This is a genomic window from Roseobacter sp. YIN89 (genome assembly GCF_057219365.1).
Genome location: NZ_JBXVVD010000004.1, coordinates 407,871 through 434,823 on the forward strand (window position 1 = coordinate 407,871; position 26,953 = coordinate 434,823).

General features: G+C 50.7%; 21 protein-coding genes. 10 read left to right on the forward strand and 11 right to left on the reverse strand.

Annotated features, from left to right (window positions below; translation table 11 throughout):
• Positions 1–53: 53 nt before the first annotated feature.
• Both AC2D8V_RS17900 and trpS read right to left on the reverse strand, forming a co-directional pair.
• Positions 54–533, reverse strand: coding sequence for a VOC family protein (locus AC2D8V_RS17900; RefSeq protein WP_484734955.1), 480 nt, complete (start codon positions 531–533; stop codon positions 54–56).
• Between the two features lie 89 nt (positions 534–622).
• Positions 623–1,636, reverse strand: coding sequence for a tryptophan--tRNA ligase (trpS, locus tag AC2D8V_RS17905; RefSeq protein WP_484734956.1), 1,014 nt, complete (start codon positions 1,634–1,636; stop codon positions 623–625).
• 82 nt (positions 1,637–1,718) lie between these two features.
• Between trpS and AC2D8V_RS17910 the strand changes: the two genes are divergently transcribed.
• Positions 1,719–2,405: a rhomboid family intramembrane serine protease gene (locus tag AC2D8V_RS17910; protein WP_484734957.1), complete on the forward strand. Its 687-nt coding sequence runs from the start codon at positions 1,719–1,721 to the stop codon at positions 2,403–2,405.
• Here the strand turns inward: AC2D8V_RS17910 and murJ are convergent, their stop codons facing one another.
• From murJ to AC2D8V_RS17925, 3 genes are read right to left on the reverse strand one after another with little or no spacing between them, the layout of a single operon-like run.
• Positions 2,406–3,950: a murein biosynthesis integral membrane protein MurJ gene (gene murJ, locus AC2D8V_RS17915; RefSeq protein WP_484734958.1), complete on the reverse strand. Its 1,545-nt coding sequence runs from the start codon at positions 3,948–3,950 to the stop codon at positions 2,406–2,408.
• On the reverse strand, positions 3,947–6,724 hold the full coding sequence (locus tag AC2D8V_RS17920) for a [protein-PII] uridylyltransferase (RefSeq protein WP_484734959.1): 2,778 nt from the start codon (positions 6,722–6,724) through the stop codon (positions 3,947–3,949). Before AC2D8V_RS17920 ends, murJ begins: the two co-directional genes overlap by 4 nt.
• Positions 6,725–6,736: 12 nt before the next feature.
• Complete coding sequence (locus AC2D8V_RS17925) at positions 6,737–7,918, reverse strand: penicillin-binding protein activator (RefSeq protein WP_484734960.1); 1,182 nt, start codon at positions 7,916–7,918, stop codon at positions 6,737–6,739.
• A gap of 84 nt (positions 7,919–8,002) precedes the next feature.
• On the opposite strand from AC2D8V_RS17925, the gene rsmI reads away from it, so the two are divergent.
• The 3 genes from rsmI to gshB all read left to right on the forward strand — a co-directional run bounded on the left by rsmI (position 8,003) and on the right by gshB (position 10,257).
• Positions 8,003–8,869 carry a 16S rRNA (cytidine(1402)-2'-O)-methyltransferase gene (gene rsmI, locus AC2D8V_RS17930; RefSeq protein ID WP_484734961.1) on the forward strand — a complete coding sequence of 289 codons (867 nt, stop codon included), beginning with the start codon at positions 8,003–8,005 and terminating at the stop codon, positions 8,867–8,869.
• A complete protein-coding gene (locus AC2D8V_RS17935) occupies positions 8,866–9,246 on the forward strand; it encodes a YraN family protein (RefSeq protein ID WP_484734962.1) in 381 nt (126 codons plus the stop codon). The genes rsmI and AC2D8V_RS17935 overlap by 4 nt, the downstream gene beginning before the upstream one ends.
• Positions 9,247–9,318: 72 nt before the next feature.
• Positions 9,319–10,257, forward strand: coding sequence for a glutathione synthase (gshB, locus tag AC2D8V_RS17940; RefSeq protein ID WP_484734963.1), 939 nt, complete (start codon positions 9,319–9,321; stop codon positions 10,255–10,257).
• Here gshB and AC2D8V_RS17945 read toward each other — a convergent pair.
• Positions 10,247–11,677 carry a YifB family Mg chelatase-like AAA ATPase gene (locus AC2D8V_RS17945; protein ID WP_484734964.1) on the reverse strand — a complete coding sequence of 477 codons (1,431 nt, stop codon included), beginning with the start codon at positions 11,675–11,677 and terminating at the stop codon, positions 10,247–10,249. The two genes, gshB and AC2D8V_RS17945, sit on opposite strands and share 11 nt — an antisense overlap.
• A 41-nt stretch (positions 11,678–11,718) precedes the next feature.
• Between AC2D8V_RS17945 and AC2D8V_RS17950 the strand changes: the two genes are divergently transcribed.
• The 3 genes from AC2D8V_RS17950 (at position 11,719) to AC2D8V_RS17960 (ending at position 14,694) form a co-directional block, all read left to right on the forward strand.
• Positions 11,719–13,476: a recombinase family protein gene (locus AC2D8V_RS17950; RefSeq protein ID WP_484734965.1), complete on the forward strand. Its 1,758-nt coding sequence runs from the start codon at positions 11,719–11,721 to the stop codon at positions 13,474–13,476.
• A 296-nt stretch (positions 13,477–13,772) separates the two neighbouring features.
• The gene (locus AC2D8V_RS17955) at positions 13,773–13,949 is read left to right on the forward strand and encodes a hypothetical protein (RefSeq protein ID WP_484734966.1); all 177 of its coding nucleotides are present in this window, start codon (positions 13,773–13,775) and stop codon (positions 13,947–13,949) included.
• 253 nt (positions 13,950–14,202) lie between these two features.
• Positions 14,203–14,694 (forward strand): hypothetical protein, encoded by a 492-nt coding sequence (locus AC2D8V_RS17960; protein WP_484734967.1) that lies wholly within the window; start codon positions 14,203–14,205, stop codon positions 14,692–14,694.
• A 209-nt stretch (positions 14,695–14,903) separates the two neighbouring features.
• Here AC2D8V_RS17960 and AC2D8V_RS17965 read toward each other — a convergent pair whose 3' ends face one another.
• Entirely contained in the window at positions 14,904–16,085 is a 1,182-nt protein-coding gene (locus tag AC2D8V_RS17965) for a tyrosine-type recombinase/integrase (protein WP_484734968.1), read from the reverse strand.
• Between the two features lie 581 nt (positions 16,086–16,666).
• On the opposite strand from AC2D8V_RS17965, the gene AC2D8V_RS17970 reads away from it, so the two are divergent.
• Positions 16,667–18,076: a tyrosine-type recombinase/integrase gene (locus tag AC2D8V_RS17970; RefSeq protein ID WP_484734969.1), complete on the forward strand. Its 1,410-nt coding sequence runs from the start codon at positions 16,667–16,669 to the stop codon at positions 18,074–18,076.
• 718 nt (positions 18,077–18,794) lie between these two features.
• Here AC2D8V_RS17970 and AC2D8V_RS17975 read toward each other — a convergent pair.
• The gene (locus AC2D8V_RS17975; RefSeq protein ID WP_484734970.1) at positions 18,795–19,730 is read right to left on the reverse strand and encodes an ATP-grasp fold amidoligase family protein; all 936 of its coding nucleotides are present in this window, start codon (positions 19,728–19,730) and stop codon (positions 18,795–18,797) included.
• A 640-nt stretch (positions 19,731–20,370) separates the two neighbouring features.
• Between AC2D8V_RS17975 and AC2D8V_RS17980 the strand changes: the two genes are divergently transcribed.
• Positions 20,371–21,126 carry a hypothetical protein gene (locus AC2D8V_RS17980; protein WP_484734971.1) on the forward strand — a complete coding sequence of 252 codons (756 nt, stop codon included), beginning with the start codon at positions 20,371–20,373 and terminating at the stop codon, positions 21,124–21,126.
• Between the two features lie 385 nt (positions 21,127–21,511).
• On the opposite strand, the gene AC2D8V_RS17985 is transcribed toward AC2D8V_RS17980, so the two are convergent.
• Positions 21,512–22,147, reverse strand: a complete 636-nt coding sequence (locus AC2D8V_RS17985) for a hypothetical protein (RefSeq protein ID WP_484734972.1) — start codon at positions 22,145–22,147, stop codon at positions 21,512–21,514.
• Positions 22,148–22,725: 578 nt separating this feature from the next.
• On the reverse strand, positions 22,726–23,415 hold the full coding sequence (locus tag AC2D8V_RS17990; RefSeq protein ID WP_484734973.1) for a VPLPA-CTERM sorting domain-containing protein: 690 nt from the start codon (positions 23,413–23,415) through the stop codon (positions 22,726–22,728).
• A gap of 453 nt (positions 23,416–23,868) precedes the next feature.
• Here AC2D8V_RS17990 and AC2D8V_RS17995 point away from each other — a divergent pair, with 453 nt between their 5' ends.
• Positions 23,869–24,411 carry a recombinase family protein gene (locus AC2D8V_RS17995; protein WP_484734974.1) on the forward strand — a complete coding sequence of 181 codons (543 nt, stop codon included), beginning with the start codon at positions 23,869–23,871 and terminating at the stop codon, positions 24,409–24,411.
• A gap of 505 nt (positions 24,412–24,916) precedes the next feature.
• On the opposite strand, the gene AC2D8V_RS18000 is transcribed toward AC2D8V_RS17995, so the two are convergent.
• The gene (locus tag AC2D8V_RS18000) at positions 24,917–26,917 is read right to left on the reverse strand and encodes an acyltransferase family protein (RefSeq protein WP_484734975.1); all 2,001 of its coding nucleotides are present in this window, start codon (positions 26,915–26,917) and stop codon (positions 24,917–24,919) included.
• Between the last annotated feature and the right edge of the window lie 36 nt (positions 26,918–26,953).

The following is a 26,953-nucleotide window of genomic DNA, read 5'->3' on the forward strand; positions in this document are numbered from 1 at the left end:
TGCACGGCCCGACCCTGCGACAATGGCACGTCAATGTCCACTTTTGACCGTGCTTATTCAGTCGCCTGAGCGACAATCGCGTCCACATCCAAGCGGTCGTTGACCATAGCCAGCGACCCCGCGGCATCGCGTGGCCAGTCCTCGGGGGCGCGATCGCGATATAGCTCGATACCGTTTCCATCGGGATCTCGCAGGTAGACCGCCTCGCTCACACCGTGATCGGCGGCCCCGTCCAGTTTTATACCTGCACTAAGCACGCGCTTGATGACAGCGCCAAGACTACCCCGGTCGGGATAGAGAAACGCCGCATGGTAAAGCCCGGTGTGACCATCGGGCGGCGTTGTGCCGCCCTTGCTGTGCCAGGTATTCAGCCCGATGTGGTGGTGATATCCGCCTGCTGCCAGAAACGCCGCCTGATCACCATACCTTTGCGTCAGGTCAAAGCCGAGGACGTCGCGGTAAAAGCCGATTGATCTATCCAGATCCGATACTTTCAGGTGTACATGTCCGATAGTGGGATGTGCCGTTTTCATGGTGGCCTCTCCTTATTCCTGCGTCCAAATATAAGGAGCGTCGGCGACGTCCGCCAAGGCCACTTGCGCACAGATGCTGTGCGGGAGGACTACCTGACCATGCCTACAATCTCGTATGTCTTTGCCAAAATAGGCGCCGTAATCTCGCGCGCCTGATCCGCGCCACGGGCAAGCAGCCTGTCAATTTCCGCGGGGTCGTCCATCAAGCGCGCCATCTCGTTCGAGATCGGCGATAACTTGGCGACGGCAAGCTCTGCCAGTTTGGGTTTGAAAGCGCCGAATTGTTGGCCGCCCACTTCGGCCAAAACTTCGTCAACAGACAGGTCTGAAAGAGCCGCAAAGATATTTACGAGGTTCCGCGCCTCTGGCCTGTCAGCCAATCCCGCCGCTTCAGAGGGCAGCGCATCCGGGTCAGTCTTTGCCTTACGGATTTTCTTGGCAATGCTGTCTGCGTCATCTGTCATGTTAATGCGGCTGGCGTCGGACGGGTCGGATTTCGACATCTTCTTTGATCCATCACGCAGCGACATCACTCGGGTGGCCGCGCCTTCGATGACAGGTTCGGTGATCGGGAAAAAATCCACTCCGTAGTCGTGATTGAACTTGGTCGCGATGTCACGCGTCAGTTCGAGGTGCTGTTTCTGGTCTTCGCCCACAGGTACGTGGGTGGCATGATAGACAAGGATGTCGGCCGCCATGAGGGCTGGGTACCCGAACAATCCCAAAGATGCGTTTTGCGCATTCTTGCCGGCTTTGTCCTTGAACTGCGTCATGCGCTGCATCCAGCCCATGCGCGCAACGCAGTTGAATACCCAGCCTAGCTGTGCGTGTTCTGGCACCTGGCTCTGGTTGATCAGGATGGACTTTTCAGGGCTGATACCGCTTGCAATGAATCCGGCCGCCAACTCGCGCGTGTTGTGCGCCAGCGCTTTTGGATCCTGCCAGACCGTGATCGCGTGCAGGTCGACCATGCAGTACACGCACGGAAATTCGTCCTGCATGGAGACAAAGCGTTTGATTGCACCTAGGTAGTTGCCCAGCGTCAGGCCACCTGACGGTTGAATGCCGGAAAAGACCCGTGGGGCAAAGGTGGCGTTGGTCATCAAGATGGCTCCGTTCTCACTGGCAATGTGCTGCTGCGTGGCTTACCCATGACCCAACCCATCGTCAAGGAACCCGCGCACCATGGATGATCCAAACGACACACCACCGGTCAACCCGCTGCCTCCTGTTGTTTTTCTGCTCTTTGCGGCAGTAGTGATGCCCGAGATCGCTTTCCTGCTGGGTGCGCAAGGTGTGGTCGGTGGGCCTGGTGCTGTCGGCTGGCGACTGGCGGCCATCGAAGACTACGGATTCTCCGGCGAGCTTTTTGACTGGATGTTGAGCACCGGTCGGTTCATGCCAGAGCATGTTGTGCGACTGGTGACCTATGCATTCGTGCATACCGGTTTCACAGCCACACTGTTTGCCGCAGTATTGCTGCTGGCTCTGGGCAAACTCGTTGGTGAAACCATGGGGCAATTGGCGGTTTTGGTGCTCTTTATCGGAAGCTCGGTTTTCGGTGCATTGGTTTACGGCACGTTGCTGAACGATCCTGCATGGCTCATAGGCGGGTTCCCGGGTGTATACGGGCTGATTGGTGGATATTCTTACCTGATGTGGCGCAAGTTGGGGGAAGCGGGGCAACAGCAGTTGCGCGCTTTCAGCTTGATCGCAGTACTCCTCGGAATCCAGCTGGTTTTTGGCGTCTTGTTCGGACCAAACACTGGATGGGTCGCCGATTTGTCGGGGTTTGTTTTCGGGTTTGCTGCGTCGGTTGTGCTGGTACCCGGCGGGTTTGCCCATGTCTTGCAGTATCTGCGGCGAGAATGATCAGCCGTTTCGCCGCAATGCCTGTCGGAACTCGGACAGTCTGAAGGCGCCGAGTGCCTGGCCGGCGGCAAAATAGCTGACGACCCCAGCGGCGATTAGTGCCGCCAGAGCGAGACCGCGCCACCATGGCAGTCCGAGAAACGGGTTAAGCAATGCGCCCGCAACCCACAGGACAACGCCCATTACGAGGGATGCCAGCACCATACGCCAGACGCGTTTGTGAAATCTTGCGTCGAACTGCACCACAGTGCCGTAGCTTTTGGCGCCCTGCCGCAGTAGGGCGACCATTGCCCAAGCGGCGACTGTGGTTGCGATTGCCGGAGCAAACCAGCCGATGACAGGTGCAAGACCGATTGCAAGCGCTGCGTTCACCACCATGGAAACCACCGCATAGTGAAAGGGCCTGCTGGTATCCTCGCGCGCGAAATAGACGGGTTGCATAATCTTTTGCAGAACAAAAGCCGGCAACCCCAGACCGTAAATCGCCACGGCCAAGGCGATGGCCGCAGTGTCATCCACCGTGGCGGCGCCGCGTTCAAAAAGAACTGAAACCAGCGGCAGCGGAATTAGCACCAGCGCAAAGGCTGAAGGAATGGTCAGGGCCAGAGCTATCTCTGCAGCCCGGCTCAAGGCGTTTTTGGCCCCGTCGTCATCGCGTGCCTTTAGTCTGCGAGAAAGATCCGGCAGCAGGACAACGCCGATCGCGATCCCAACAACGCCGAGGGGCAGTTGATAGAGCCGATCCGCCGCAAAAAGCCAGCCGACGGCTTTGTCAAAGTAGCTCGCCACCTGCTGCCCAACCAAGAGGTTGATCTGCACCACCCCGCCGGCAAGTGCAGCGGGCAACGCGACGCGGACGAGGTTGCGCATCTCTGGCGACAGAGTTGGCCGTTTGATCCGCAGTTTAAATCCTGCCCGGCGCACCGAAATCCAGAGCAACGCAAACTGAGCGATGCCGGCAAACGGTATGGTCCAGATTAACGCGCGCGCAATGTCTCCGCCCAGATAAGCTGCTAATGCCATGGCGCCGATCAGCATCATGTTCAGCAGCACCGGCGCTGCCGCTGCGGCCACAAAGCGACCGGATGCGTTGAGCATGCCAGAAAGCAGGGCCGCCAGTGAAATGAATAAAATATACGGAAAAGCAATGCGCCCGAACTCAACCGAGAGCCCAAATTCTTCTTGTCCTGCAAATCCCGAAGCGATTGCGTAGACGAGCCACGGCATCGCAGCCATGGCGAGCAGGGTTAGTGCAATCAGAATTGTCGCCAATCCCGCAAAGGCATCGGATGCAAAGCCGTCAGGGTTTTCGTCCCCCTCGAGCCGCTTTGAGAACATTGGCACAAAGGCCATGTTGAACGCACCTTCGGCGAAAAATCGGCGAAACATATTGGGCAGGCGAAAGGCCACTACATAGGCCTGATACAGCGGTCCCGTCCCGAGGTAGGCGAGGATCATTGCGTCACGGACAAAACCCAAAACGCGGCTCAGCAACGTCCAGCCGCCAACAGTAAAGAAGCCGGCCATCAGCCGAATGGGTCTCAACTTTCGGCCCTTTCGACACCTTGGTCGATCGCTTGCCGCAACCTTTTTTCCAGACCGCGTTGCTTGCTTTCCGAGTAGTACTTCAACCCGAACATGTCCTTTACGTAGAAGGTGTCGACGACCTGTTCGCCATAAGTAGCTATCACTGCATTAGCGACATAGACATTCGCGCCGGCTAATGTGCGTGCCAGATCGTGCAGCAATCCGGGGCGGTCGCGGGTATCAACTTCGATGATTGTGTAGATTTCCGACCCTTCGTTGTCGAAAGTGATGTGTGTCGGAACGTTAAACGCCCGTTCGCGCTTCTTGACCTTGTCGCGAGACTTCATTGCTTCGGTCGTGACGACTTCGCCGATCAGAGTACGTTCAATCATCTTACGCAGACGTGGCAACCGGGCAGCATCGTAGGGGTTCCCTTCGGAATCCTGAATCCAGTAGGCATCTGTCACCATGCCGTCCTTGGTGGTGTAGCTGCGGGCATCCACGACGTTGGCGCCGACCAGAGCCAACGCGCCACAGATGCGCGCGAAAATTCCGGGGTGGTCGTGCATGACGAAACATGCGCGGGTCGCATCGCGGTCTTCGTCCGGGTGCAAATCAATTCTGATCTCATTATCTTTGATGCCGCGCAGCATCTCCGCAAAGACCACATGCGCAGTGACGTGTAATCCTTGCCAATACGGGTCGTAATGGCGTCCGGTCTCGACCTTGAGATCCTTTGCGGGCCAGTCCCTGAGAGCTTCACGCAATGCCCGTTTCGCCTCGACGCCTCGGTTTTCGCGGTTAAGGTCTTCGAGACCAGTTTCCAATGCACGTCTGGTTTGCCGATAAAGCGCACGTATCAGAACGGCTTTCCAGTTGTTCCATGTGTTCGGGCCCACGCCACGAATGTCACAGACTGTCAGCACACACAGCAGATCAAGGCGTTTGACCGTCTGCACCGCTTTGGCAAAGTCGCGCACGGTACGCGGGTCTGCGATATCTCGCTTCTGCGCCATGTCTGACATCAGCAAGTGGTACCGCACCAACCATTCGACTGTGTCCACGTCGGCCTTGTTCAGGCCAAGCCGCGGTGCGATTTTTCTCGCCATTTGAGCGCCGAGAATAGAGTGGTCTTCGCGCCGCCCTTTGCCGATGTCATGGAGCAAAAGCGCGGTATAAAGGACTTTGCGGTCCACGCCCTCTTTCATGATCGAGGTGACAACGGGCAAATCGTCCTGCAGTTCCAGCCTTTCAATTTCGGACAGGTTCGCAATGCACTGGATCGTGTGCTCGTCCACCGTATAGCTGTGGTACATGTTGAACTGCATCATCGCGACGATGGGTTCAAATTCGGGAATGAATGCGGAAAGCACGCCCAATTCATTCATGCGTCGCAAGGCCCGTTCGGGGTTGCCATGCTTGAGCAGAAGATCAAAGAAAATGCGCTGGGCTTCGGGGCTTTCGCGCATACCGTCGTCGATCAGATCGAGGTTTGACTTTACCAGTCGCATCGCATCGGGGTGAATGAGCATACCTGTGCGCAGCGCTTGTTCAAAAAGACGCAACAGGTTCATCTTGTCGGACAAGAACGTGGCTTCATCGTCTATGGCGATGCGGTTGTGCACCACCTTGTAGCCCTCTTTGACCCGCGGCTTGCGGCGGAAAATTCTTTCCAGCAGGGGATCGTCCTTGACGTGGTCGGCTTCGAGTTTGGTCAAAAAGATACGGGTCAGGTCACCAACTTCTGTAGCATGTCGAAAGAACTGCTGCATGAAGACTTCGACGGCACGCCTGCCGTTTTCGTCCTCGTAGCCCATAGCTTCGGCCACCTGAACCTGCATATCAAACGTTAGCTGCTCTGCTGCGCGCCCTGACAGAAGATGCAAGTGGCCGCGAACGCCCCACAAAAAATCTTCAGCCGCGACAAACCCTTTGAATTCTTCTGCTGTGAATACGCCCAACCCCACTAGATCAGCGGCGTCATTCACACCGTGGATATGCTTGGCAATCCAGAAGAGTGACTGCAGATCACGCAAGCCACCTTTGCCTTCTTTGACATTGGGTTCCACGACATAGCGCAACCCGTATTTGCGGTGCCGGGTCTCGCGTTCGGCCAGTTTTGCTTCGACGAAGTCTTTGCCTGAGCCCGAAAAGAGATCGGCTCGAAGCCTATCCGCGAGTTTTTGTGCAAGTGCTGTGTCGCCTGCGATGTAGCGATGTTCCAGCAACGAGGTCTGAATGGTGAAGTCAGAGGCGCCAAGCCGCAGACAGTCTTTGATCGTACGGCTGGAGTGACCAACTTTGAGTTTCAGGTCCCACAGGATGTACAGCATCGTCTCAATGACGCTCTCGGCCCAAGCAGTGATTTTGTACGGTGTGAGAAACAAAAGGTCGACGTCCGAAAACGGCGCCATTTCACCGCGACCGTAACCGCCGACTGCGATAACGGCGAGATGCTCGCTGGATGTCGGATTGGGTTTTGGGTGCAGAACACGCGTTGCTACGGTCAACGCAGCTATCACCAGCTGATCGGTAAGATATGTGTAAGAGCGTGTCATTGGGCGCGCTTCAAAGGGCGCTTCTGCAAACGCTTCGGCAATCGCGTTCCGACCGCTCGCTTGTGCCTCTCGCAGATGGGCAACTACCGCTGCGCGGATATCGGCGGCTGATCCGCCGTCCGCCTTGGCCTTCGCGACAACCGCGTCTAGCGCGGCGTTGTCGAAAATCCGTTCAGGCGCACAGATCAACCCCGGATCATGCGGGGCGGCCAGCGTAATGGTGGAGGTATTCATCTTTGTGGTGCCTTAAAACCCCGTGCCGCCGAAACCACTTGGCGATGGACTTAGGATTGTGACCTGTGCCTCGGATATGGTGGCTACTGCCAGCCCGCGCGTGTTCGTGCCGTCGCTGTTCAGCCGGAAAATGCCGCTTGCGCCGCGAAAACCCGCTCCTTGTGTGAGGCGTCCTCGTGTCACGGCATCAGATGCCCCCTGACTTGCCAAAGCGCCAATCGCGGCGATCGCATCAAAGGCCAGACCGCCAATTGGATGCGGGGCAGTGCCATAGGCAGAGGAATACTGGCTGCTGAAGGCGGAAGTCGAGGCGGGGTCCGGTACTGCGAACCAGCCATTTTGTACACCGGGCAGACTGAGAGTTTGTGCCGGGATATCCCAGCGGGTCAGGCCAATAAATTGGGCAACATCGTTGGAGATGCCCGCCTCTGGCAGCAACTGAGACAAAAGCGGGAGGGCTGTTGCAGTGTCGGTTGTAAAGAATACAGCATCTGCGCCGTTCTGGGTTACCGCTGATTGAATTTGCGGAATTGCCGCAATGACGTCCTGCTGCGACAGCGCATAGCTGACAGTGCCTGCAACGGTTGCGCCGCGTGATGTGATTGCGCTGAGGATCGCGTCGCGACCTTGCGTGCCGGCGGTATCCTGCCCGTGCACCACCACGAACCGGCTCTTGCCCTGCGAAACCGCGTAATTGATCATGCGGTTTGCAGTATTTTGAAATGTCGGCCCCAGAACAAACAGGTTCCCGCCGGCAATTGCCGCATTGTTGGAAAACGACAAAACATTAACACCGTCGCCTGCCACGGCGCGTCCGGCGGCGTTGGCTGCGCCCGAATACACCGGCCCGATAATTATCTTGGCGCCTTCGTCCACGGCTTTTTCTGCGTTTGCCGCAGCCAAGGCCGCATCGCCAGCCGTCGGATAGACACGCAGGTCGATCGCTGCACCATTTAGATCGCGCATTGCCAGTCTTGCTGCGTTTTCAAGGCTTTGGGCGAGAAGCTCGTCAGTCCCCCGCCCGCTTCCACTCGGGACCAACAGCGCGACCGGGACTGGATCACCTGACGAGATCGAGGGGCCGCTGTTAAATCCGGCGCCGGGCACCGTATCACAAGCAGTAAGGCCAAGCGCCAGGGCGGGGATTGTCAGATTGCGCATGGACTTGCGGGCGAATTGGAAAACGGCAAACATAGTGTTACTCCAGCGATGAACCGCGGTATGGCACGCGCGGTTTTCTGCGAGCAATCATAGTCGTCACGAAAGGCGGGTCCAGCGTTGAATCATCAAACCGCTTCGTTGGCTGCAGGACTTTACTTTGTTGGGGTGCCGATTGGGAGCGCGCGGGACATTACACTGAGGGCGCTTGACGTGCTGGCCAATGCCACCGTTCTGGCTGCAGAAGATACGCGAAGCCTTCGCCGCCTTATGGATATCCACGGGGTGCCTTTGGCCGGGCGGCGTATTATTGCCCTGCATGACCACAGCACCGATGCCGTTACAAAGGGGCTATTGGATGAAATCGAAGGCGGCGCTTCCGTGGCTTATGCATCAGAAGCTGGAATGCCACTGATTGCGGACCCCGGTTTTGAACTGGGACGGGCAGCGGCAGAACGCGGTTTGATGTCGACCTGTGCTCCGGGGCCGTCGGCCGTGCTGACAGCACTCGTTCTCGCCGGTCTGCCCACAGATGCTTTTCACTTTGCCGGTTTCCTGCCCAACGCAAGTGCTGCGCGGCTTCGCGCGCTGGAACAATTGCAGCCCGTTCGGGCAACATTGGTTTTCTACGAGAGCCCCAAAAGGTTGGGCGCTATGCTGCGGGACGCTGCAGCAGTCCTCGGAGCGGAGCGGTCTGCAGCCGTCGCACGTGAATTGACGAAGAAATTTGAAGAAGTTCGTCGCGGTACCCTTGCGACACTTGCGAGCCAATATGAAGGCAAGCCGCCTAAAGGTGAGGTTGTCGTGCTCATAGACCGAGGTTCTTTGGAAAAAATTAGTGAAGACGACATAGAAAAAGACATCCTTGCGGCATTGGCGGCGCACAGCATGCGTGATGCGGTTGATCTGGTGTCGAAGGCTCGGAACCTGCCTCGACGGGACGTCTACAAACGCGCTTTGCGCATTTCGAAGGACACCAAAGGATGACTGCTGACGCCGCGCGCCGGATCAAAGGAGAGGTCGCATATCTTTCCGGGCAAGCGGCGGAAAATGCGGTCGCCGCCCATTACCAGCGCGCGGGGAACAAGCAACTGGCGGCACGCTGGCGGGGATCGGTCGGAGAGCTCGATCTGGTCTTTGAGAACGAAACAAAGCTGATCTTTGTCGAGGTTAAGAAAAGTAAATCTATTGCCCGGGCGGCCGCGCATTTGGGAAGTCGTCAAATCGTGCGCCTACTTGCCACCGCGCAGGAGTATTTGGGGCACAGGCCCGATGGGCTGCTGACCGATGTGAGGTTTGACGTGGCACTTGTCGACGCGATTGGGGAAATCAGGGTAATAGAAAACGCGATCGGCGAAGGCTGAAATCACAGGCCCGCCCATTGCGAATACCGCCAGCGTGGGCCATGTAGGGAGCGCACGACAAGGAGCGTTCTCATGAAAATTGCCTTCCAGATGGATCCCATCCAATCCGTGGATATCGACGCTGACAGCTCCTTCCGCCTTGCAGAAGAAGCGCAATCCCGGGGCCATAGCCTGTTCTTTTATACGCCTGATCATTTGGCATATCAGGAAGGGCGCATTACCGCACGCGGGTATGATCTGTCGGTTCAGCGTGTACAGGGCGACCATGCCCATCTGGGCCCCTTGCGCGAGGTCGATCTTGCGGAATTCGATGTCGTATGGCTTCGGCAGGATCCGCCATTTGACATGCACTACATCACCTCGACTCACTTGTTGGATCGGCTGGCACCAAACACGCTTGTGGTGAATGATCCCTTCTGGGTTCGAAATTATCCGGAAAAGCTTCTGGTATTGAATTTTCCGCAATTGACGCCGCCAACAACGATTGCGCGCGACCTTGAGACGATCAAGGCGTTCAAGGAAAAACACGGAGATGTCATTCTCAAACCTCTTTACGGCAACGGCGGGGCCGGTGTGTTCAAGCTGGATGCCCAAGACCGGAACCTCACGTCACTGCACGAACTTTTCACGAGTTTTTCACGAGAGCCCCTCATCGTGCAAAAATTTCTGCCTGCAGTCTCAAAGGGCGACAAGCGGGTTATCCTTGTGGATGGAGAAGCGGTAGGCGCTATCAATCGAGTCCCTGCTGCAGGCGAAACCAGATCAAACATGCACGTCGGCGGTAGGCCCGAGAAAATTGGCCTGAGTGATCGCGACCGAGAAATTTGCGCGGCAATCGGCCCGTTGTTGAAAGAAAAAGGTCAGATTTTCGTAGGTATTGATGTGATCGGCGACTACCTCACCGAAATCAACGTGACGTCGCCGACAGGAATACAGGAACTTGAAAGGTTCGATGGGGTCAATATTGCCGAAAAGATTTGGCAGGCAATCGAAGCTCGCGTCACGCGGTAACAGTACTCATGCGATAACCGACTGCCTCCGCGATATGCGGTTTTCGCACCCTTTCCGAAGCATCCAGATCAGCGATCGTGCGGGCCACGCGCAACACACGATGGTAGCCGCGTGCCGACAATCGAAGGCGTTCAGCTGCGCGCACAAGCAATTCTCTTCCCTCGCTGTCGGGGGTTGCGATCGTTTCGAGGGCTTCGCCTTCGGCATCGGCATTCGAGCGCACGTCCGGCGTATTCTCAAAACGGGCGCATTGTACTGCTTGCGCCTTCGCGACTCGCGCAGCAATGGCGGACGAACTTTCGCCCGTGGCGGGCAGGTCAAGGTCCGTAAAGGCTACAGGTGGGACATCCACGCGAAGGTCAAAACGATCCATCAGGGGGCCAGAGACACGCCCTAGGTATTCTTCGCCGCAGACGGGCACCCTGGCACAGGCACGTTCCGGCGCGCTCAGGTAGCCGCATTTACAAGGGTTGGCCGCTGCCACCAGCATGAACCGACACGGATACTTAAAGTGCGCATTGGCGCGTGAAATCATCACCTCGTTGGTTTCCAGCGGTTGCCGCAACGTTTCCAAAACATTACGTGCAAACTCGGGAAATTCGTCCATGAACAGGACACCATTGTGCGCAAGTGAGGCCTCTCCGGGCTTGGCAAGCCGGCCGCCTCCGATGATGGCCGCCATAGATGATGTGTGGTGCGGGTCACGAAACGGGCGATCCCGGCAAATTCCCCCTTCTTCCAGCAAGCCGGCAACAGAATGTATCATCGAGGTTTCCAGCGCTTCGCGCGCGGAAAGTTGCGGCAGAATGCCGGGCAGGCGCTTGGCGAGCATCGATTTCCCTGAACCCGGCGTCCCGACGAGCAGAAGATGATGGCGTCCGGCTGCGGCGATTTCAAGCGCGCGCTTTGCACGCTCTTGTCCCTTGACCTCGCGCAGGTCCGGCACGTTGTTGCCTTGGCTGACCTCGCCCGGTTTCGCGTCGTCGATCACGGCTTGTCCGGTGAAATGCCGCAGCACGTCCGGCAGGCTTGCTGCGCCGATAACGCGGACACCACTGACCCATGCCGCTTCACTGCCGCACGCGGCGGGGCACAGCAGCGTAAAGTCGCGTTCAGCAGCAGCCATCGCTGCTGGCAGCGCGCCAGTGACGCCGACCAGCTTTCCATCAAGTGATAGTTCGCCTAAGGACACGACTGTTTCCACGACATCTCGCGGGATCACATCGAGCGCGCTCAAAAGGGCAATGGCGATGGGAAGATCAAAATGGCTTCCTTCTTTGGGCAAATCAGCGGGGCTGAGATTGATCGTCACCTTTTTTGCAGGCAGGGCGATGGCCATGCCGGCCAATGAAGCGCGCACCCTTTCCTTGGCTTCGGTGACGGACTTGTCAGGCAGACCTACGATGCTAATAATGTGCACGATTAATAACCCTCAATGGAAATGTGATAACAAACCAAAGTATGACTGAAAAAATCAAAGCATATAGCTACTTGCGAATTAGCACTGACGCACAAATGATTGGCGATGGTGTTCGACGCCAAATGGAAGCCAGTAAAAAGTATGCTGAAGAACATGGATACCAGCTTGTTGAAACTATCAGCGATATTGGGGTCAGCGGATTCAGTGGGAAAAACGTAGACTCAGGCGCTTTCGGTAATTTTCTAGCAGTATTAGAAGCAGGCGAGGTCCAATCAGGCAGTCTTCTAATCGTTGAATCCTTGGATCGGCTTTCACGAAATCAGGTTACTAAAGCTTTTGCGCAGTTCACAAATATCCTGAGTAAAGGGGTAACTATCGTGACCCTTATCGACGGCCAAGTTTATACTGAAGACAGTATCAATTCGAACCCAGGTCAATTGTTTATGAGCTTGGGTATCATGCTTCGAGCTAACGACGAGTCTGAGACTAAATCGAAGAGAATAAGTGCTGTTTGGAAAAAGAAACGGGACGAGATTCGAGAGAAAAAAATGACGAAGACTGTACCAGCATGGCTAGTGCTGGATGATGATCGAAAGAATTTCACAGTCAGATCGAAATCAGCAGAAACGGTAAAGAGAATTTTTGAATTATGCGTGAAAGGTATGGGAGTGTATTCAATCACTCGTCATCTCAACGGTAATTTGAAAAGATATCCTCCAATTTCCGGTGCCGAAAAATGGAATGATAGCTACGTCGCAAAAATTCTTCGCAATGCCGCAGTGTTTGGTCAATTCCAACCTCATCAACAAATAAATGGAAGAAGGACACCTGTTGGAAAACCGATAGCCGACTACTTCCCGAAAATAGTATCCGAAGAGACGTTTTATTTAGCTAAGAGCGTTATGAAAGATCGGCGAGTTAATGGAGCAGGTCGAAAAGGGGCGGTGCTTTCAAATCTTTTCTCGGGTCTCCTGAAATGCGGTGTATGTGGGGGAGCAGTCAATATGCGTAGTAAAGGAAAGCCTCCGAAGGGCTACACATATCTGAGATGCTACAATTCTTTGGTAAACAATGGCTGTGGATGTCCTGCGTGGCGCTATTCTGAATTTGAGGAATCGTTCTATAGATTTGTAAAAGATATAAGTTTTTCAGACATTTTTTCTGATCCTGAATCTCGATCCAAAATAGTCAATTTAAAAAATCTTGAATCCAGTCTTAGAATGCAATTGGAAAAAGAGGAAATAGCATATGAAACGCTTTTGACACATTTTGAAGACCCATCATTGTCAGCTGAATTGCAGTCTGAATTGTATAAAAGGGCAGAATCTAAAAGATTAAAAATTGATACCTATAAAAATGATATTGAATCTGTAGAAACAGAAATATTGTCGAATAATTTTGATGAAATTGACCAAGATCAGTCAGACTTTCTTGCCAAATATGAAGCCCTAAAAAGTTCCAAACAAAAGGTTAAACTAAAGGAAGTTCGCTTTCAGATGCATGGAATATTGCGAAGTACAATTGAAAAAATAATTATCCGTAATGGTGAAATGATTTATCCATGGGAAGTTGAGGGCAATATTTCAACAAAGCTGAAACAGGTGCTGGAAGAACGAGGTGTGAAAGGACAATATGAACTTGAGAAGTACTTTGAGAAACCTGCGGGCAAACGTCAATTTAATTACTCTACGCGCCTTTTCGTAGTTCACTTCAAGAATGGAAATGTTCGATACGTGCATCCCTACGAGAATGTTACCTATCGTACATTACCTCAAAAATGGGCACAGTTCAAAGACTGAGCGTATAAATAGTTTGGAAATGCCTTCAGGGCCAACAGAGAACACTCTAACATCTCGCAGCCACTACCTTGCGCAATGATTAAGGGAGAAACGGGTGCAGATGATGGCCGAATGGGCAGCGTTTTTACAGAAGCAATAAACTGACTGACGCCACGTCTCCGCTTACAGCCTAGACACGCTTCTCTTTGTATCCAGGCGTTCTCTGAGGTAAGCGACACCCCCATTCGACGGATGGCGTACATTATCCTTAAAATGATGCGTGACAAGAATGATGCCGAGAAGGTAAATGTATTTCTATGAAACATGTCCTCAAAAAAACAACGGATGATGCGCTTATACAGGAGTTTCTGAACAAAGGCGGCAAAGTCAGCGTCGGAAAAACCAAACCACTTAAAGCTGAACTGGGTTTGAGCAACAATGTTTGGAACAACAAACTGACCAAAGAAGAAAAGGCCGCGCGGGACAAGAAGTGATTTGGCGCGGTAGAAGGTGATTTCTCCTTGGGTGAAACTTGCTTCTTCTACGAAACGGCCAATCGCCGATGTTTTTCAACATTCGCGCGGTACATCATCGACTGGCTAACACCAAAGAAACTATCTGGGTCCCGACGCCTTCTTAATGCGTAAAGAAATATTGAATTTATGTGTAGTCTCTGCATGAGATCATGACACAGTTGGTGCTTCAATTTAGGCTCTAGCTACCAACACAGAAAATGGGGATGGCAAAATGGTCAAGAAAAAAACGCTGGCTGAACTAAAGGCTGAGAAAAAAGAAGCTGATGCAAAATACTACGCTGAGCTTAAAGAGACGATGAACCACGAGTTTCATTCTGTTTGGGAAGAGATGATCAAACCTGCTCTACACAGCCTGAAGAAAACAATGGATGAGGTAACCGATAGGTTTGAAGAGTTCGAAGATGATTTCAAAGGCTACCTGCGGGAAAAGGAACCGGATGTTGAAGTAAAGTTATTGTCAGAGATTTATGGCGATACCCTTCCATTACAAAAGGAAGAAACAAAGCAATCTAAAGGCAGTAAGAGAAGCTGGTCCGATGAAACCAAGATCAAACACGTCAAGGAATATGACAAGGCCAAAAAAAAGAGACAGGGCGCTCAATATCTAAGAGAAAATGACCTTAACTCTAACAATATCCAAACATGGCGGGCGGCATTCTTAGCTGCACTTGATGCAGCCGAGAAAGCATCTGACAAACCTTAGCAAAGTATTTTGTATAAATTTTTTGCTCTGAGAATGGGTACGACTGCTTGCCCCAAAAGCGGACACTGACGGAAAATCGGTCTACTTTTGCTATGCGGATTTAGCCGCCCTAGACAGCAGGACATCATCTCTCATTCAATCCAGCGACTGAAACGGAAACATAGTTGTCTATGTTTGCCGCGCTTCGTCAAAAGTGACATAGCCTTGCTTCACTTACTTTCCCGGGCGCGCTCGGCATAGTTAAACAAGGAAACTATTTCGCTTGAGGGATTTGAATATGATTTCCGGGGGAGAGTGTTGTCGCGTGCTACCATACCATATTGCCGCCAGTCTTCAGTTTGTAGAGTGCTCCATAACTGATCTAGTTCACTTCTTCGGGCGCGAGATTCATTCTGCTGTTCGATACTTAATGGCGAAAACCGCTCCCTAATCTGCTCTTCTCTAAATTGCTCCGCTAAGTGACCATAAGTATTGCTCACTGTCATGCTATTTGCATGTCCCAGTTGCTTCGCAACTATGTCAATCGACACTCCGGCGCGGATCAAATCACTGGCATAGGTATGCCGCAAACCATGGAATACCATTTCTCTTGGCAAGCCTGCCTTTGCGACTGCGCGCCGAAACAACTGTGCGTGTTGTCGACGCCAGGGCTTCCCCATGTCTGACCTAAGGACATAATCTTGACCAGATTTTTGCTCGCATTTGGAAAGAAAAAACGCCATTCCCTCATCGGGCAAAAACACAAACCGCGCTGGCGACCTCTTGAACGCTCCAATTCTAACTCCAAAACCTTGCTTACCTACATCATCAACAATGAGATTGCCCAATTCGCCAACCCTGCAACCTGTATATAACGCTGCCAACACGAGGTCTTTTAATGCAGGAGTGCAGGACTCCAGTAACGAGGAACACTCTTGTCGATCCAGAAAAATCGTCCGCGGAGAATGGTTGACTGGAATGCGTTTCAAACACCGCCACGACCTTTCGGATTGGATTTCCGCATTGTCCCAAGCGTGGCGAAAGGCCATCTTTAGGATGGTTACCAGCGAATTAAATGTCCGTTTACGTCGTCTCAGTTCATCTGGTGCCAGTGTTTCAATGCCAACTGGTTTTTGCCTTTCCATAAACCCAAATTTAGGAGGTGTTTCCAAGACTTGTTGAGCTAGATCGCGCAGGTGTTTTGCAGAGAATGCCTCTAATGGAATTTGCGCAAAATTCGGTATGAGATGGTAGTTGATGAGTACTAGGTTGTTGTAGTGCCCTCCCTGCGAGCGAGCCAGTTTTGTCCACTCCGAGTAGTCTCGTAGCGCATGACCTACAGTGTAGACATCCCCAATAGGGCAGAAACTAACTTCTTTCGTGCGACCCAAGGCTTTCGGTGCATTTGCCATCGACCGCACCACCCCTGAGTCAAACCATTCCAAAGCCCGAGCTAGAGCCGTGCGAAAACTAACGACGCCATGGCCTAAATCAATTGCTGGGCCCACACATTTCTGCTTGTAGAGTTTGTCTTTAGTCAGAACTCTGGCGGTCCAATTACAGGCCGTGTCGTCCGGTCGATGTATTCCTATATGCCTGCAACGATACAGCCAATGCCAATAGGGTGTTGAGCGAAACGGAAGTTCTTGTATCTGTTCCGGCTGCGCGAACTTACAAGGATTGATTGAATGTTCTGACTTTAAGAATTGATTAGCTTTCCGCAGATATGACATTTCTGACCCTTCCATTTAGTTTACCATAAAAATTGTATCATCGTCTTTGCTCGGGAATTTCTGGTCCGGACGATTTACTAACGGAACTCGCGTTAACGATTTGTTAACGCTTTTGATGCTTGCTTCTAACCATAAGAAATTTCTGGAGCCGTTAATGCCGACAATGAGAGAACGTCAATTAGAGCTAGCCCTGATTGAGTACATTGAACGCTACGGTTTTCTCCCAAAGGCGCGTGAATTTTTTATGGAGGATGCCGCCGATGCCGTCGAAATTGGAAAGGCCAGACTTGAGCAGCTTAGAAGCGATAAGAAACCTTCCTGAGCGAAAACCTCCGTACTGGAGCATTTTGGAGTATTGCAGACACTTAGGTATTCAAAAAACACACGACAAACCGCTTTACTGGCTCGCGCGAGTAAGGCGAAAAGACGGTGGCTACGCGCAAACTCGTCTGTCTGTCGCATGTGAAGGGTCAACATGGATCACCAAACCAGATGCGGCGCTACTTCAGGCACAGCAATGGTTTAACTCAAAAGAGATTGCACGCCTTGCTTCAGAGCCGTTCCCAGTCGGCGGCAACCAAGAGCTGAAATATGAAAACGCAACAGATGTTTTCACAGTGGGTGATGCCCTGTGTGACTACGTCGAATGGAAACGCCTCGTAGCAACGCGCTCACATTTTGAAACTGGTCTTTCACTAATCAACCATCACATTGTTCCTCGGTTAGCCGACTTACCTGCCTGTGAAATTACGAACCGTGAAATTACGAAATTCTGTCGGTCGGTAATTGAAACGCCTCCCAGACGCGGAAACCAACCACAAGGTGACTACGTCGCAATCGATGCGCTGAGTTCCGAACAGCTCAGGAAACGCAAAAAGACGGTGAACACTCTACTAAGTATAGTTCGCATTGCTCTTAGAATGGCTTGGGAAAATGGCGAGGTGGAGTCGGAGAGAGCTTGGCGCTGCATCCACCGAATGCCGTGCATTGAGGCGCCTAGGCTTATATTCTTGACGCGACGGCAATGCAGACTCCTTATCGCACATTGCAGAGATGACCTCGCTCAACTTGTTCGAGCCGCGCTATATTCCGGTTGCCGCGTTTCAGAATTGGTGCGGATGAAGGTATGCGACGTAGGTGCGGGGGTTTTTGGCTTGCATGTTCGTCCAGGAAAAAATGGAAAGAGCAGATATATTCTTTTGCCACCCGAAGGAATGACGTTCTTTCTCGCTCTGTCTCGCGACCGGGACGAAGGGGATTTTCTGTTCAGAATGCGGTCAGGGAGAGTGTGGAGCGGAAATCATAAACACATCTTCAAGAAGGCAGTTATGGACGCGGGGCTTCAGGAAAGTTTTGTTTTTCATGGCCTCAGGCATACCTATGCTAGCCAATTGGTGCAGGCAGGAACACCTCTGGCGGTTGTTGCAAGGCAGTTGGGGCATTCGAACACAGATACAGTAAGCCGAACTTACGGACACCTTTGTTGCGATAGCATTGAAGCACATCTGGTGAGGGGGTTCGCAGAACTTGAAAAGAACGCCTTCATAGACGACGGAGCGCTTGGTGAATTAAGGCAACAGATTTCTCTGGGCGAAACGCCTATTTTGGCAAACGGCTCATGGCCAAAATCGAATTTTGCAACCTCAACCTTCACTGGGCCGAGGCATTGATATTATTTGGCCTCAGATTGGTTAGAGTGGGAGATTGGATGCAACTTAATCGCTTCGCCAGATGGTCTCGCATGGGTGTACTGAAACTTTGAACACTGGGCTTAGTTCTACGGACGAGATTTCCCATAGTGGGGAATCTAGAAAGGATACCTGAGGTCAGGCAGTCGCGCTATTAAGTTTGAGAATAACCAATAAGAAGCGTTCCCACAGCCATTTAACGATGTCTTTTCATCAATCTGGATTTTGCAATTTCAAGCTTTAAGCGTGCGGTCTCCAACTAGAGCATTGCTCGCTCACGTTGCTGGTATAATCGCCGAACATTGGAACCGGGATTTCCAATCATCGCGACATGGGCTTGGCGCTCATCCGGAAACCAACTCATAGCTTTTTGAGTAGAGCGGTTCCAAGCATTGTCGGCTACTACTTATCGGCGATATGCCTGAGCAATGGCCCGACGTCTGGTTTGCGGTTCGACAAGCATATTGTCTACTCCATGGTCCCTAAACATTAGCGTAACCCCATGCGGCGTTTGTATCAACTCTGGAGAACAGCGTGGGCATCAGCACCGGATATTCGTGAAAAGCTGGCTAATTGCAAAGATGCCAGCTACAATAGAAAGAATTATCGCAAAAAATATTGGCCGCAATCTCGTTACCTCCTTCGGCGACCATTTCGCGGATAAACCCCTTGCAAAGCGGTTGCATAGTTTCTCGGCTGATTAGTCCTTCGGTTGAAAATCTGGGAACCGTTGACCCCAAAGCTGTCCCAATTTGTCTTCCCAATCGCGCGGCGAAATAGGTGCCATCGCGCCTTGATGATATGGTGTCACTTCCCCGAAAAAAATGCCTTCTTTAGTATCAAAGAGGTCGATTCGGACATAATCGAAGCCAGACGACAACTCACGCGCAATGCGTAGCATATCGCTCAACGTCTCGGGTCTTGAGGGTGTTTCTTTGTGCCGAATTTGGCCGGCGAATTGCATCGCTATAGGTGTGAAATTTTGATCAAACATAGTTTGGTGATGATCACTGAAGCGGCCTGAATCAACCTGAATGAAGCATGAGAAAGACCCGTCATCTGAATTGAAGCAATGGAACTTGTAATCATCCGGCGTACCTGCTCCGGGGTCTCCAATAAACTCTTCGAAAACTATTACATTATTTCGGCTCACCTGGTTTTTGGCATTTTTGATGACCGGGAGTTGTTCATTGAATTTATCGCAAACTTGTTGAATGTTCAAATCCGACTTGCGAAATACAATCTCATTTAAACCACTCCCAAAACTAGATTTTAAAACAAATGAATCAGGGAGGTTCACAAAATCAGCCGGTTCAAGGCGGCTTACAGCCTTTAGGTGTCGGGCAACCTTGAGTCCGTCGATGGCGCGCGCTTTGACAAAGTAATGCGCAAGATGCTTTACCGCATAGACCTCGTATAGTGGGTCGTCTCCGTCAAGAATACGCTTCAGAAGTTTTTGACTAAATGTTTTCGGGTTTTCAAGGTCGGCTGGATAACCATGTGTTCTTTCAAAATTTTCAATTTTGCGTTTACGCCAACGGCGTTGCTCTTCCCGCTCGAAAAAATTTTTTAATATTTCTGTATTGCGGTGGGCTTTCCGCCCAAGTCGACTACCAAATCGCCTGACAAGCCCCATAATGGCACTCCTTAACTAAAACCTTGTACTTTTGCCGCAAATTGTATGAAAAGCTTCTGGCTGTAAACTCCGCTTCCTGCGCATCGCTGACATTCGTCCACAGCGCAGCATCCGACCCATTGGGCTCGATGCGGTCGTTGCCCGTGTTTATTGAACGTCGGCTTTGCGTGATAACTGCCATTCATTTGGGTCTCCGCCAATCTAGGTATTCAAATATCGGCAGACCGATGATCGTGCGTCGCCCAACTGCTTGGCTATGGCAGATGGTGACATGCCATTGGACTTCAATTCAGCAACCTGATCCCCATTGCCCAATTCAAGAACCCAATACCTTGTACACAGCGCCCCTAACTTAAAACACCGGACGTTTCAGGGGAGCAGGTCAGTTTACAAGGGAAATATCCCTTTGCAGTCATCCTGTAACCCATTGATTTTATGAATTTTATAGAGGAGGATGCCAGAATCGGGCCGGCGTACACGGATTTGCAAGATTTAATAGGTATAGATAATTAATATTTTTCAACATCTTAGATTGATAATAATTTGTGTGCACAAAATTGCGTGCATTCTCTCAATGACGCGTCGCCCTTGCTAAGCGAACCAAGCCATGGTCGTTTATTAAAAATGCTACGAGGAAGTCATGAAGAAACTTATCAAGAGCTTGGTTAGGTCAGCAGGTTATGAGGTCCGTCGTATCAATAACCCTGTGCAGCAAGGCGCCCAGGCAATCCACTTTCTTCATATTGGAAAGAATGCTGGAACTCAGGTTTCAAACATATCTGAGCAGCTGAATAGATTGTCTGCCAGCAAATTTATTATCAGTGAGGGGCATGACGTGATGTTGAGGGACATTCCGCATGACAGTCCATACTTTTTTTCGATACGAAGCCCAATCTCGCGATTTCGAAGTGGTTTCTACTCGCGAAAACGTAAAGGGCGGCCTAAAATCCATAGTGAATGGAGCGCTCATGATGAGATAGCCTTTTCAGAGTTTCAGCACGCAAATGAATTGGCGGAGAGTCTTTTTGAGAGGGGGGAAAGGGGGCGCAAAGCATGGGCGGCAATGAAGTCTATTCGTCATACTTCCCAAAACCAATGTGATTGGTTTTCTTGCGTGGGCAACTTTCTGAGGGTTCGACCGCCAATTTGGATAGTTCGGCAAGAAGAATTTGAAAAGGACTTATCAACGTTCATCTCTCTAGCTTTTCCTGATATTGATCCACTCAAAATCGATTTTTCAACAGACGAAGTTTCCTCTCACAAGAATGATTATTCTAGTATTCCGACACTGTCGCAGCGAGCAAAAGAGAACTTAACCAATTGGTATTCTCAGGATCTTCAGTTCTATGACATGTGCAATGAATGGATTGAGAAAGGCGGTGACCTGTTTCCCTGAAACGTCCGGTGTTTTAAGTTAGCCTGTTGTCCAACAAGGAGACAGACGATGAAGAGAAGCCGTTTCAGCGAAGAGCAGATAATCGAGATATTGATGGACCATCAGAGTTCGACGCCACAATGACCGGGGAGATGCGGGGCGAAATCAAAGCATCAGGTTAGCTGAACAATTGATGAACGCTCTGGGCTATCAGGCAACTCAAATCCCATTGCGACCACTTCTATGCATTACTCAGATGCCGCCCTTTGGATTGGGATGCTATGGGTGTAAGCAGACCTTGGCTTGAGCAAACGCGAATTACCGCCGTGCGGACGAAGTCGTCACTAGGACTAATTGTTTGGATTCGAAATAACTTGAATAAGTCGGAAAAATCCAATGCAGCAATTTAGTAACGAAAGCGGGCAAAGTCTTTTCGAAACATCCTGCGAGCAGTTGCTTGCCATTCAGCGGAAAGCGCATCGTCAGAGTCAGGAGCCTTGTTGTCATGTGCAGGGGGGCAAACATCAAAACGGTTGGCAATCTGATTTCCCCAATCTTCCTCAAATCGGAAAATTTTAGTCCTGCGACCAACGAAGCTGTGTTGAGGGATCAAATGACCGCCCAGTATTTGGAGGTGAGACCAAGGTTTGGAACTCGCTTCCTCAAGTTTTTCTTGTGCGAAATCCACGAATGGTCTGTGGCCTTCGGTAAGCCGATGATGATACCGAAGTGCTGACAACAACCGTGAAAAAGGGTTTCGTACAACCGAAAAGCTCTCCTCGAAAGGGCCCCATGTCATCCAGATCAAATGTGGTACATGCTGCAGCGCGTGAGGATATCTGAACATTCTACCATGTCGTTCTATCGTCTCAATGCCAAATCGTTTTTGCAAAATGGAAAAAGCAGATTCGGGATGTCGATTCACAGTAAGGTTTTTGATTTTCCAGCCCGACCCAACAAACGAAGAATATATCGAAACTCCGCCACATTTCGGGATGTGAGCAAACATGATGCGACGACCGTCTTTTTCAAAAATCGGCATCTTGTTTCAGCCCTATCTCGAAATTCGTTACGGCGAGAAAAGATGCATGATTAGAAGGTATTGTAAAGGCTCATTCAAACAAACCTTCTTCCTAAGTCTGTTCTCTTTGACTCCGCATTTTTTTGCTGACGCGAAAGCTTCCCCATAAGAGAGCATTGTTAATCTGCATCAGGTCTGCGCGCTGAGCGGATTTTTAATAAATTTGATTATTCGTCTGCATTGGGCTCTATTCGGTCATCCGAGTGTTTTTATCAGATGACCGCTAAGCACGGCAAAGCAGTCAGTGATGCCCACCGATCCGAATTTTCCAAATGGATGGTCTGCTTTTTCCGGTAGCAGCAATTGTTCGAAAAATGCGCCAGATGCGCGAGCTTTGGACGCAGCCACCGGCTGACGCAGAAGCATAAACTCCCCTCGACGATGATCTGGAAAGGCGCCTACAAAAGAATTGCCGCACCGCGCCCAAGAGATAGGCTTCATGGACCACGTCGTTGGGTACAGCGAAATCTTCTACCAAGAGGCGCGGACGGTCTTTTCTTGTTATCACCGCCTTAAGGTGGGGGTCATGTCGCAGTAGATCACCCAGCTAGCTTCATCTTCTTTCTACGCCGCCCGATGAAGCCAAGACCTGCTACGCCAGCCAACAGCATGGGTAGAGCCGCAGGCACAGGTACAGGACGTAGAGTGGATGTGTCAAAAGTTCCTTCTACGGAAACGCCATTTACGTATCCATACTCGGACTGCCCTATAGCGAAGTAATTAAGACTGTCGTCCTGATACAAGAACCCACCTGAGATACGGCCTTCAGTTACGCCAAAATAAACTCCACCACTACCACCACCAATAAAGCCATTATTCGGGCCATCAGGTCCAATAGTCGTTCCCGTCCATGCGGTGCCGCAATTAAGAATGAGAAGGCCAGTGCAGTTATTGAAATCCCAACGAGGTCCGTCAGACGTTTCCACTAAGCTTATTTCCGCGCTCCCATATGAGGCTCCGAGTACAGTTTGAAACCTTTCTATGAAGGGATACATTTCCAATCCATCCAAGCCATATTCAGACTCGAAAAAAATTGGCACTGCATCTTTTAGCTGTTCGTTGGTATACCTATCATTTCCACTGGGGCTGCTGCCGATGATACCGCCAGTATAAAAAACGATATCTGACACATTGCCTGTGACTTCCCATTTAAAGGTCGACGCCTCAGCGGAACTGACACCGGCAAATGCAAGCGCCAGAGCAGACGTCATCAAAATTTTCTTAATCATCGTGTAATTGCTCCTAATTTCTCCGCCGAATAACCTTGCCTTGATTCCCAAAAATAGCTGAGAAAACGAACTGCCGGAGTGTTGATGAAGAACATAATCAACGCTCCGCTGTCAGCCGTAATTAGAAAAAAGTGCTTACACTTTGATCGAAATCAATTCTGTTTACCCTTAAATTTTCCAGAGATTATTTTAGGCGTCATTCAGTATATAAGAAGACCCCCCATCCCCCCCGGGGCGCCTCTGCAATCGTCAAAAAATTCGATCAATAGAATAATGCCTCTCTATTGCACTGGATGTGTCGCGTACATTTGTACTTGGGCCATGTCACTTTGAGTACACCCTAAGTGAACTATTTGGAGTGAACACTTCATGCGTCACTTAGGGTCCAATTGGATTTATTGACATTCAGGGCCCCATAGTCTAAGACCCTAAGTGACAAAAGGAGTGTGGATTATGGCTGTCTATGGTTATGCAAGAGTGTCGTCACTGTCTCAATCAACCGAGGTTCAGGAGAAGCTGCTAAAGGACTCTGGTTGTTCTGTTATCCGAACAGAGAAGGTATCGGGAAAATCCAGACAAGGACGGGATGAACTGGCAAACCTGATGGACTTCATATCTGAAGGTGACAAGTTGGTCGTCTGCAAATTGGACAGACTTGGTCGGTCCACGCGTGATGTTCTCAACCTTGTACACGAGCTAGAGCAGAAAGGTGCATCACTACGTGTCCTTGAGCCTGAGATCGACACCAGTGGACCAATGGGTAAAATGATCCTGACAGTCTTGGGGATGGTCGGGGAAATGGAGCTAAACCATCTCAAGGAACGTCAAAAAGCTGGCATCGAAGCTGCAAAAGCCAAAGGTGTTTACAAAGGCCGACCTGTCCGCCTTGACCACAAGAAGATCAGAGAGATGGCTGCTGAAGGAATGAAAATATCCGCTATCGCAAGTCAGATCGGATGTTCTAGGGGCGCTGTGTACAAGGTATTGGGTTCTTGAATTGGGCAATGGGGATCAGGTTGCTGAATTGAAGTCCAATGGCATGTCACCATCTGCCATAGCCAAGCAGTTGGGCGACGCACGATCATCGGTCTGCCGATATTTGAATACCTAGATTGGCGGAGACCCAAATGAATGGCAGTTATCACGCAAAGCCGACGTTCAATAAAACACGGGCAACGACCGCATCGAGCCCAATGGGTCGGATGCTGCGCTGTGGACGATGTTTTGGATGTTCTGCGTCTGCTGCAGATGAAGCATGGTAACCCGAGTTCATCCGCTCGGAAATTGGCCCAGAATTCATTGCGTCACATCTTCAGAACTTGGCTCGTACGGGTAGGCATCCAGCAGATGTATATCCATTCAGGAGAGCCATCGGAAAACAGCTGCAATGAACGTTACAATACAATGCTCGATTGTTCCGGAAAACTTAGCAGAGAAAAGCCAAATTATTGGTACTGAAACTTGGGGCTAGAGGCAGGTACATTGTATCTCGCAAGAATACTTATTTTGACCCCTTCTCATTGTCACGTCTACTTTTGACATACTCGATCAAGTTAAACCTTCGTCCAAACCTAATTGCTCCAGAATCACTAAAATGATCACCGTCCCTCCAGTAAAGTTTTTCACAGTTCATAAAATCGATTGGGAACTGGAAATCAAAAACTGAATTTTGCGACAAATAGGAAACCTTTGATGATTTCTCTGTCAGGCCGCGTACAGCGTCATCTAGCGCAATAAAAGCTTCATATTGACCTTTTCGCAGGAAATACTGACCATTACATCCTTCCCGCAGAATTGAGCTTGTATTTATATGTGGTTCCACGCGTGAACCAAACCATAAAACTGGGACATGCTCGCCTACCATCTCAAGATAACGCAGAACATCCACTAAAAATTCGTTGTTGGGATAAATTCCTTTAATCTCTTCGCTTAGAGGAAGCTCACTGAACATCCGCCTATTTCCAAGATGTTCATCACTTCTAAGAAGATAAAATCCCGCTTGTTCGTAGATCACAGTAGAAAAAAAGGAAGGGTACGATTGGATAAGTATCAAAAAGTCATTGTATTGACACTGCGGCAAGGGAGAATGCGGTCTGCAATAACCTTGAGCAAACCTAACGAGAAAACCATGTTCGCTTTGCCCGGTAACTACGTTGAACAAATCGATCGCATGACTATCGCCTAAAATTGCTATACCTGGTCCGTATTTTTCGAAGCAATGAGCTAGGCGATCATATAATTCTGAAGAAAATCCGGCTGCCTTGAATCTACACTTCGCATTGTCTTTGCCATCGTACCCGTTTTCATTTGTTTGGAAGTCTGTATGCCGTGCTTCCTCAATCAAATGATGAGCTATTTGAACATGTTCCGGCTGCCTCTCAAGCCAACTTGCCGAAAATCCATTCTGTTGGTGCCCATACCATCCGAATGCAACAAACCCAAATACGGCACACGATGTGAGGCTAAAGACAGAGCCTTGGGTAGATAGAATTGGCTTTTCTTTCCTTCGAAATGGTTGTTCGATAAAGCGCCAGCTAAAATAAGCAAGGAATAGCGAGGTGAAGGCCAGTGCAATCATAACCGATTGCTCTGGCGCGTAAGTGCTGCGAATGCGGGCAAATGCGAATAGTGGCTGATGCCACAAGTACGCACTGTAACTTATGATGCCTACACCAACGAACGCTTTCTGAGATAATAAGCGTGCTGTGAAGGTTTCGTGTGCGCCATACAAAATTATCAGCACAGTTCCAATGACTGGTGCAAGCGCATATACTGACGGGAAAGGCGTGTTATCGTCATAGTAAAAAATAGAATAAATAATTAGACCTAACCCAAAAGCAGCGAGCACATTGTTTGACTTTTGTGGTTTGCCAAATTGCAAAAACGCGCAAATTGACCCAGCGAGCAATTCCCATGCTCTTGTTGGCGCTAGGTAGAAATTTGCTGTCGGCTCGTTTCGCCAACCCCATTCGCTCAACAACAAACTGATAATTGATATTGCAACGATGCAGTAAAAAACAGGGCTACGCCCGAATCTCCACAACATAATCAGCACAATTGGGAAGAACACATAATATTGCTCTTCGACCGCTAGGCTCCAAGTGTGTAAGAGGGGTTTTTCTTCGGCGGCAGGCGCAAAGTAACCGCTCTCACGCCAAAACAGTATGTTTGACGCAAACAAACTGACACCAATGATGCTCTGCGAAAAATCCTTAAACTGTGGAGGCAGCATCAACATCCAAGCAAATGGGATGCAGCATAGCATAATAAAGAACAAAGCGGGCAATATGCGCCTCGCACGGCGTTCATAGAAGCGCAGAATTGAGAACCTGCCCTGTTCAAGTTCAGCAATGATGATGCTTGTAATCAGATAGCCAGAAATCACGAAAAATACGTCTACGCCAACGTAACCTCCGCTGAAAACAGAAAAACCTGCGTGGAAAAGAATCACTGGCACGACCGCTACGGCGCGCAACCCATCTATTTCTCGTCTATAATTCAAAAATTATTAACCTTAAAACAACGAAATTTTCCAACT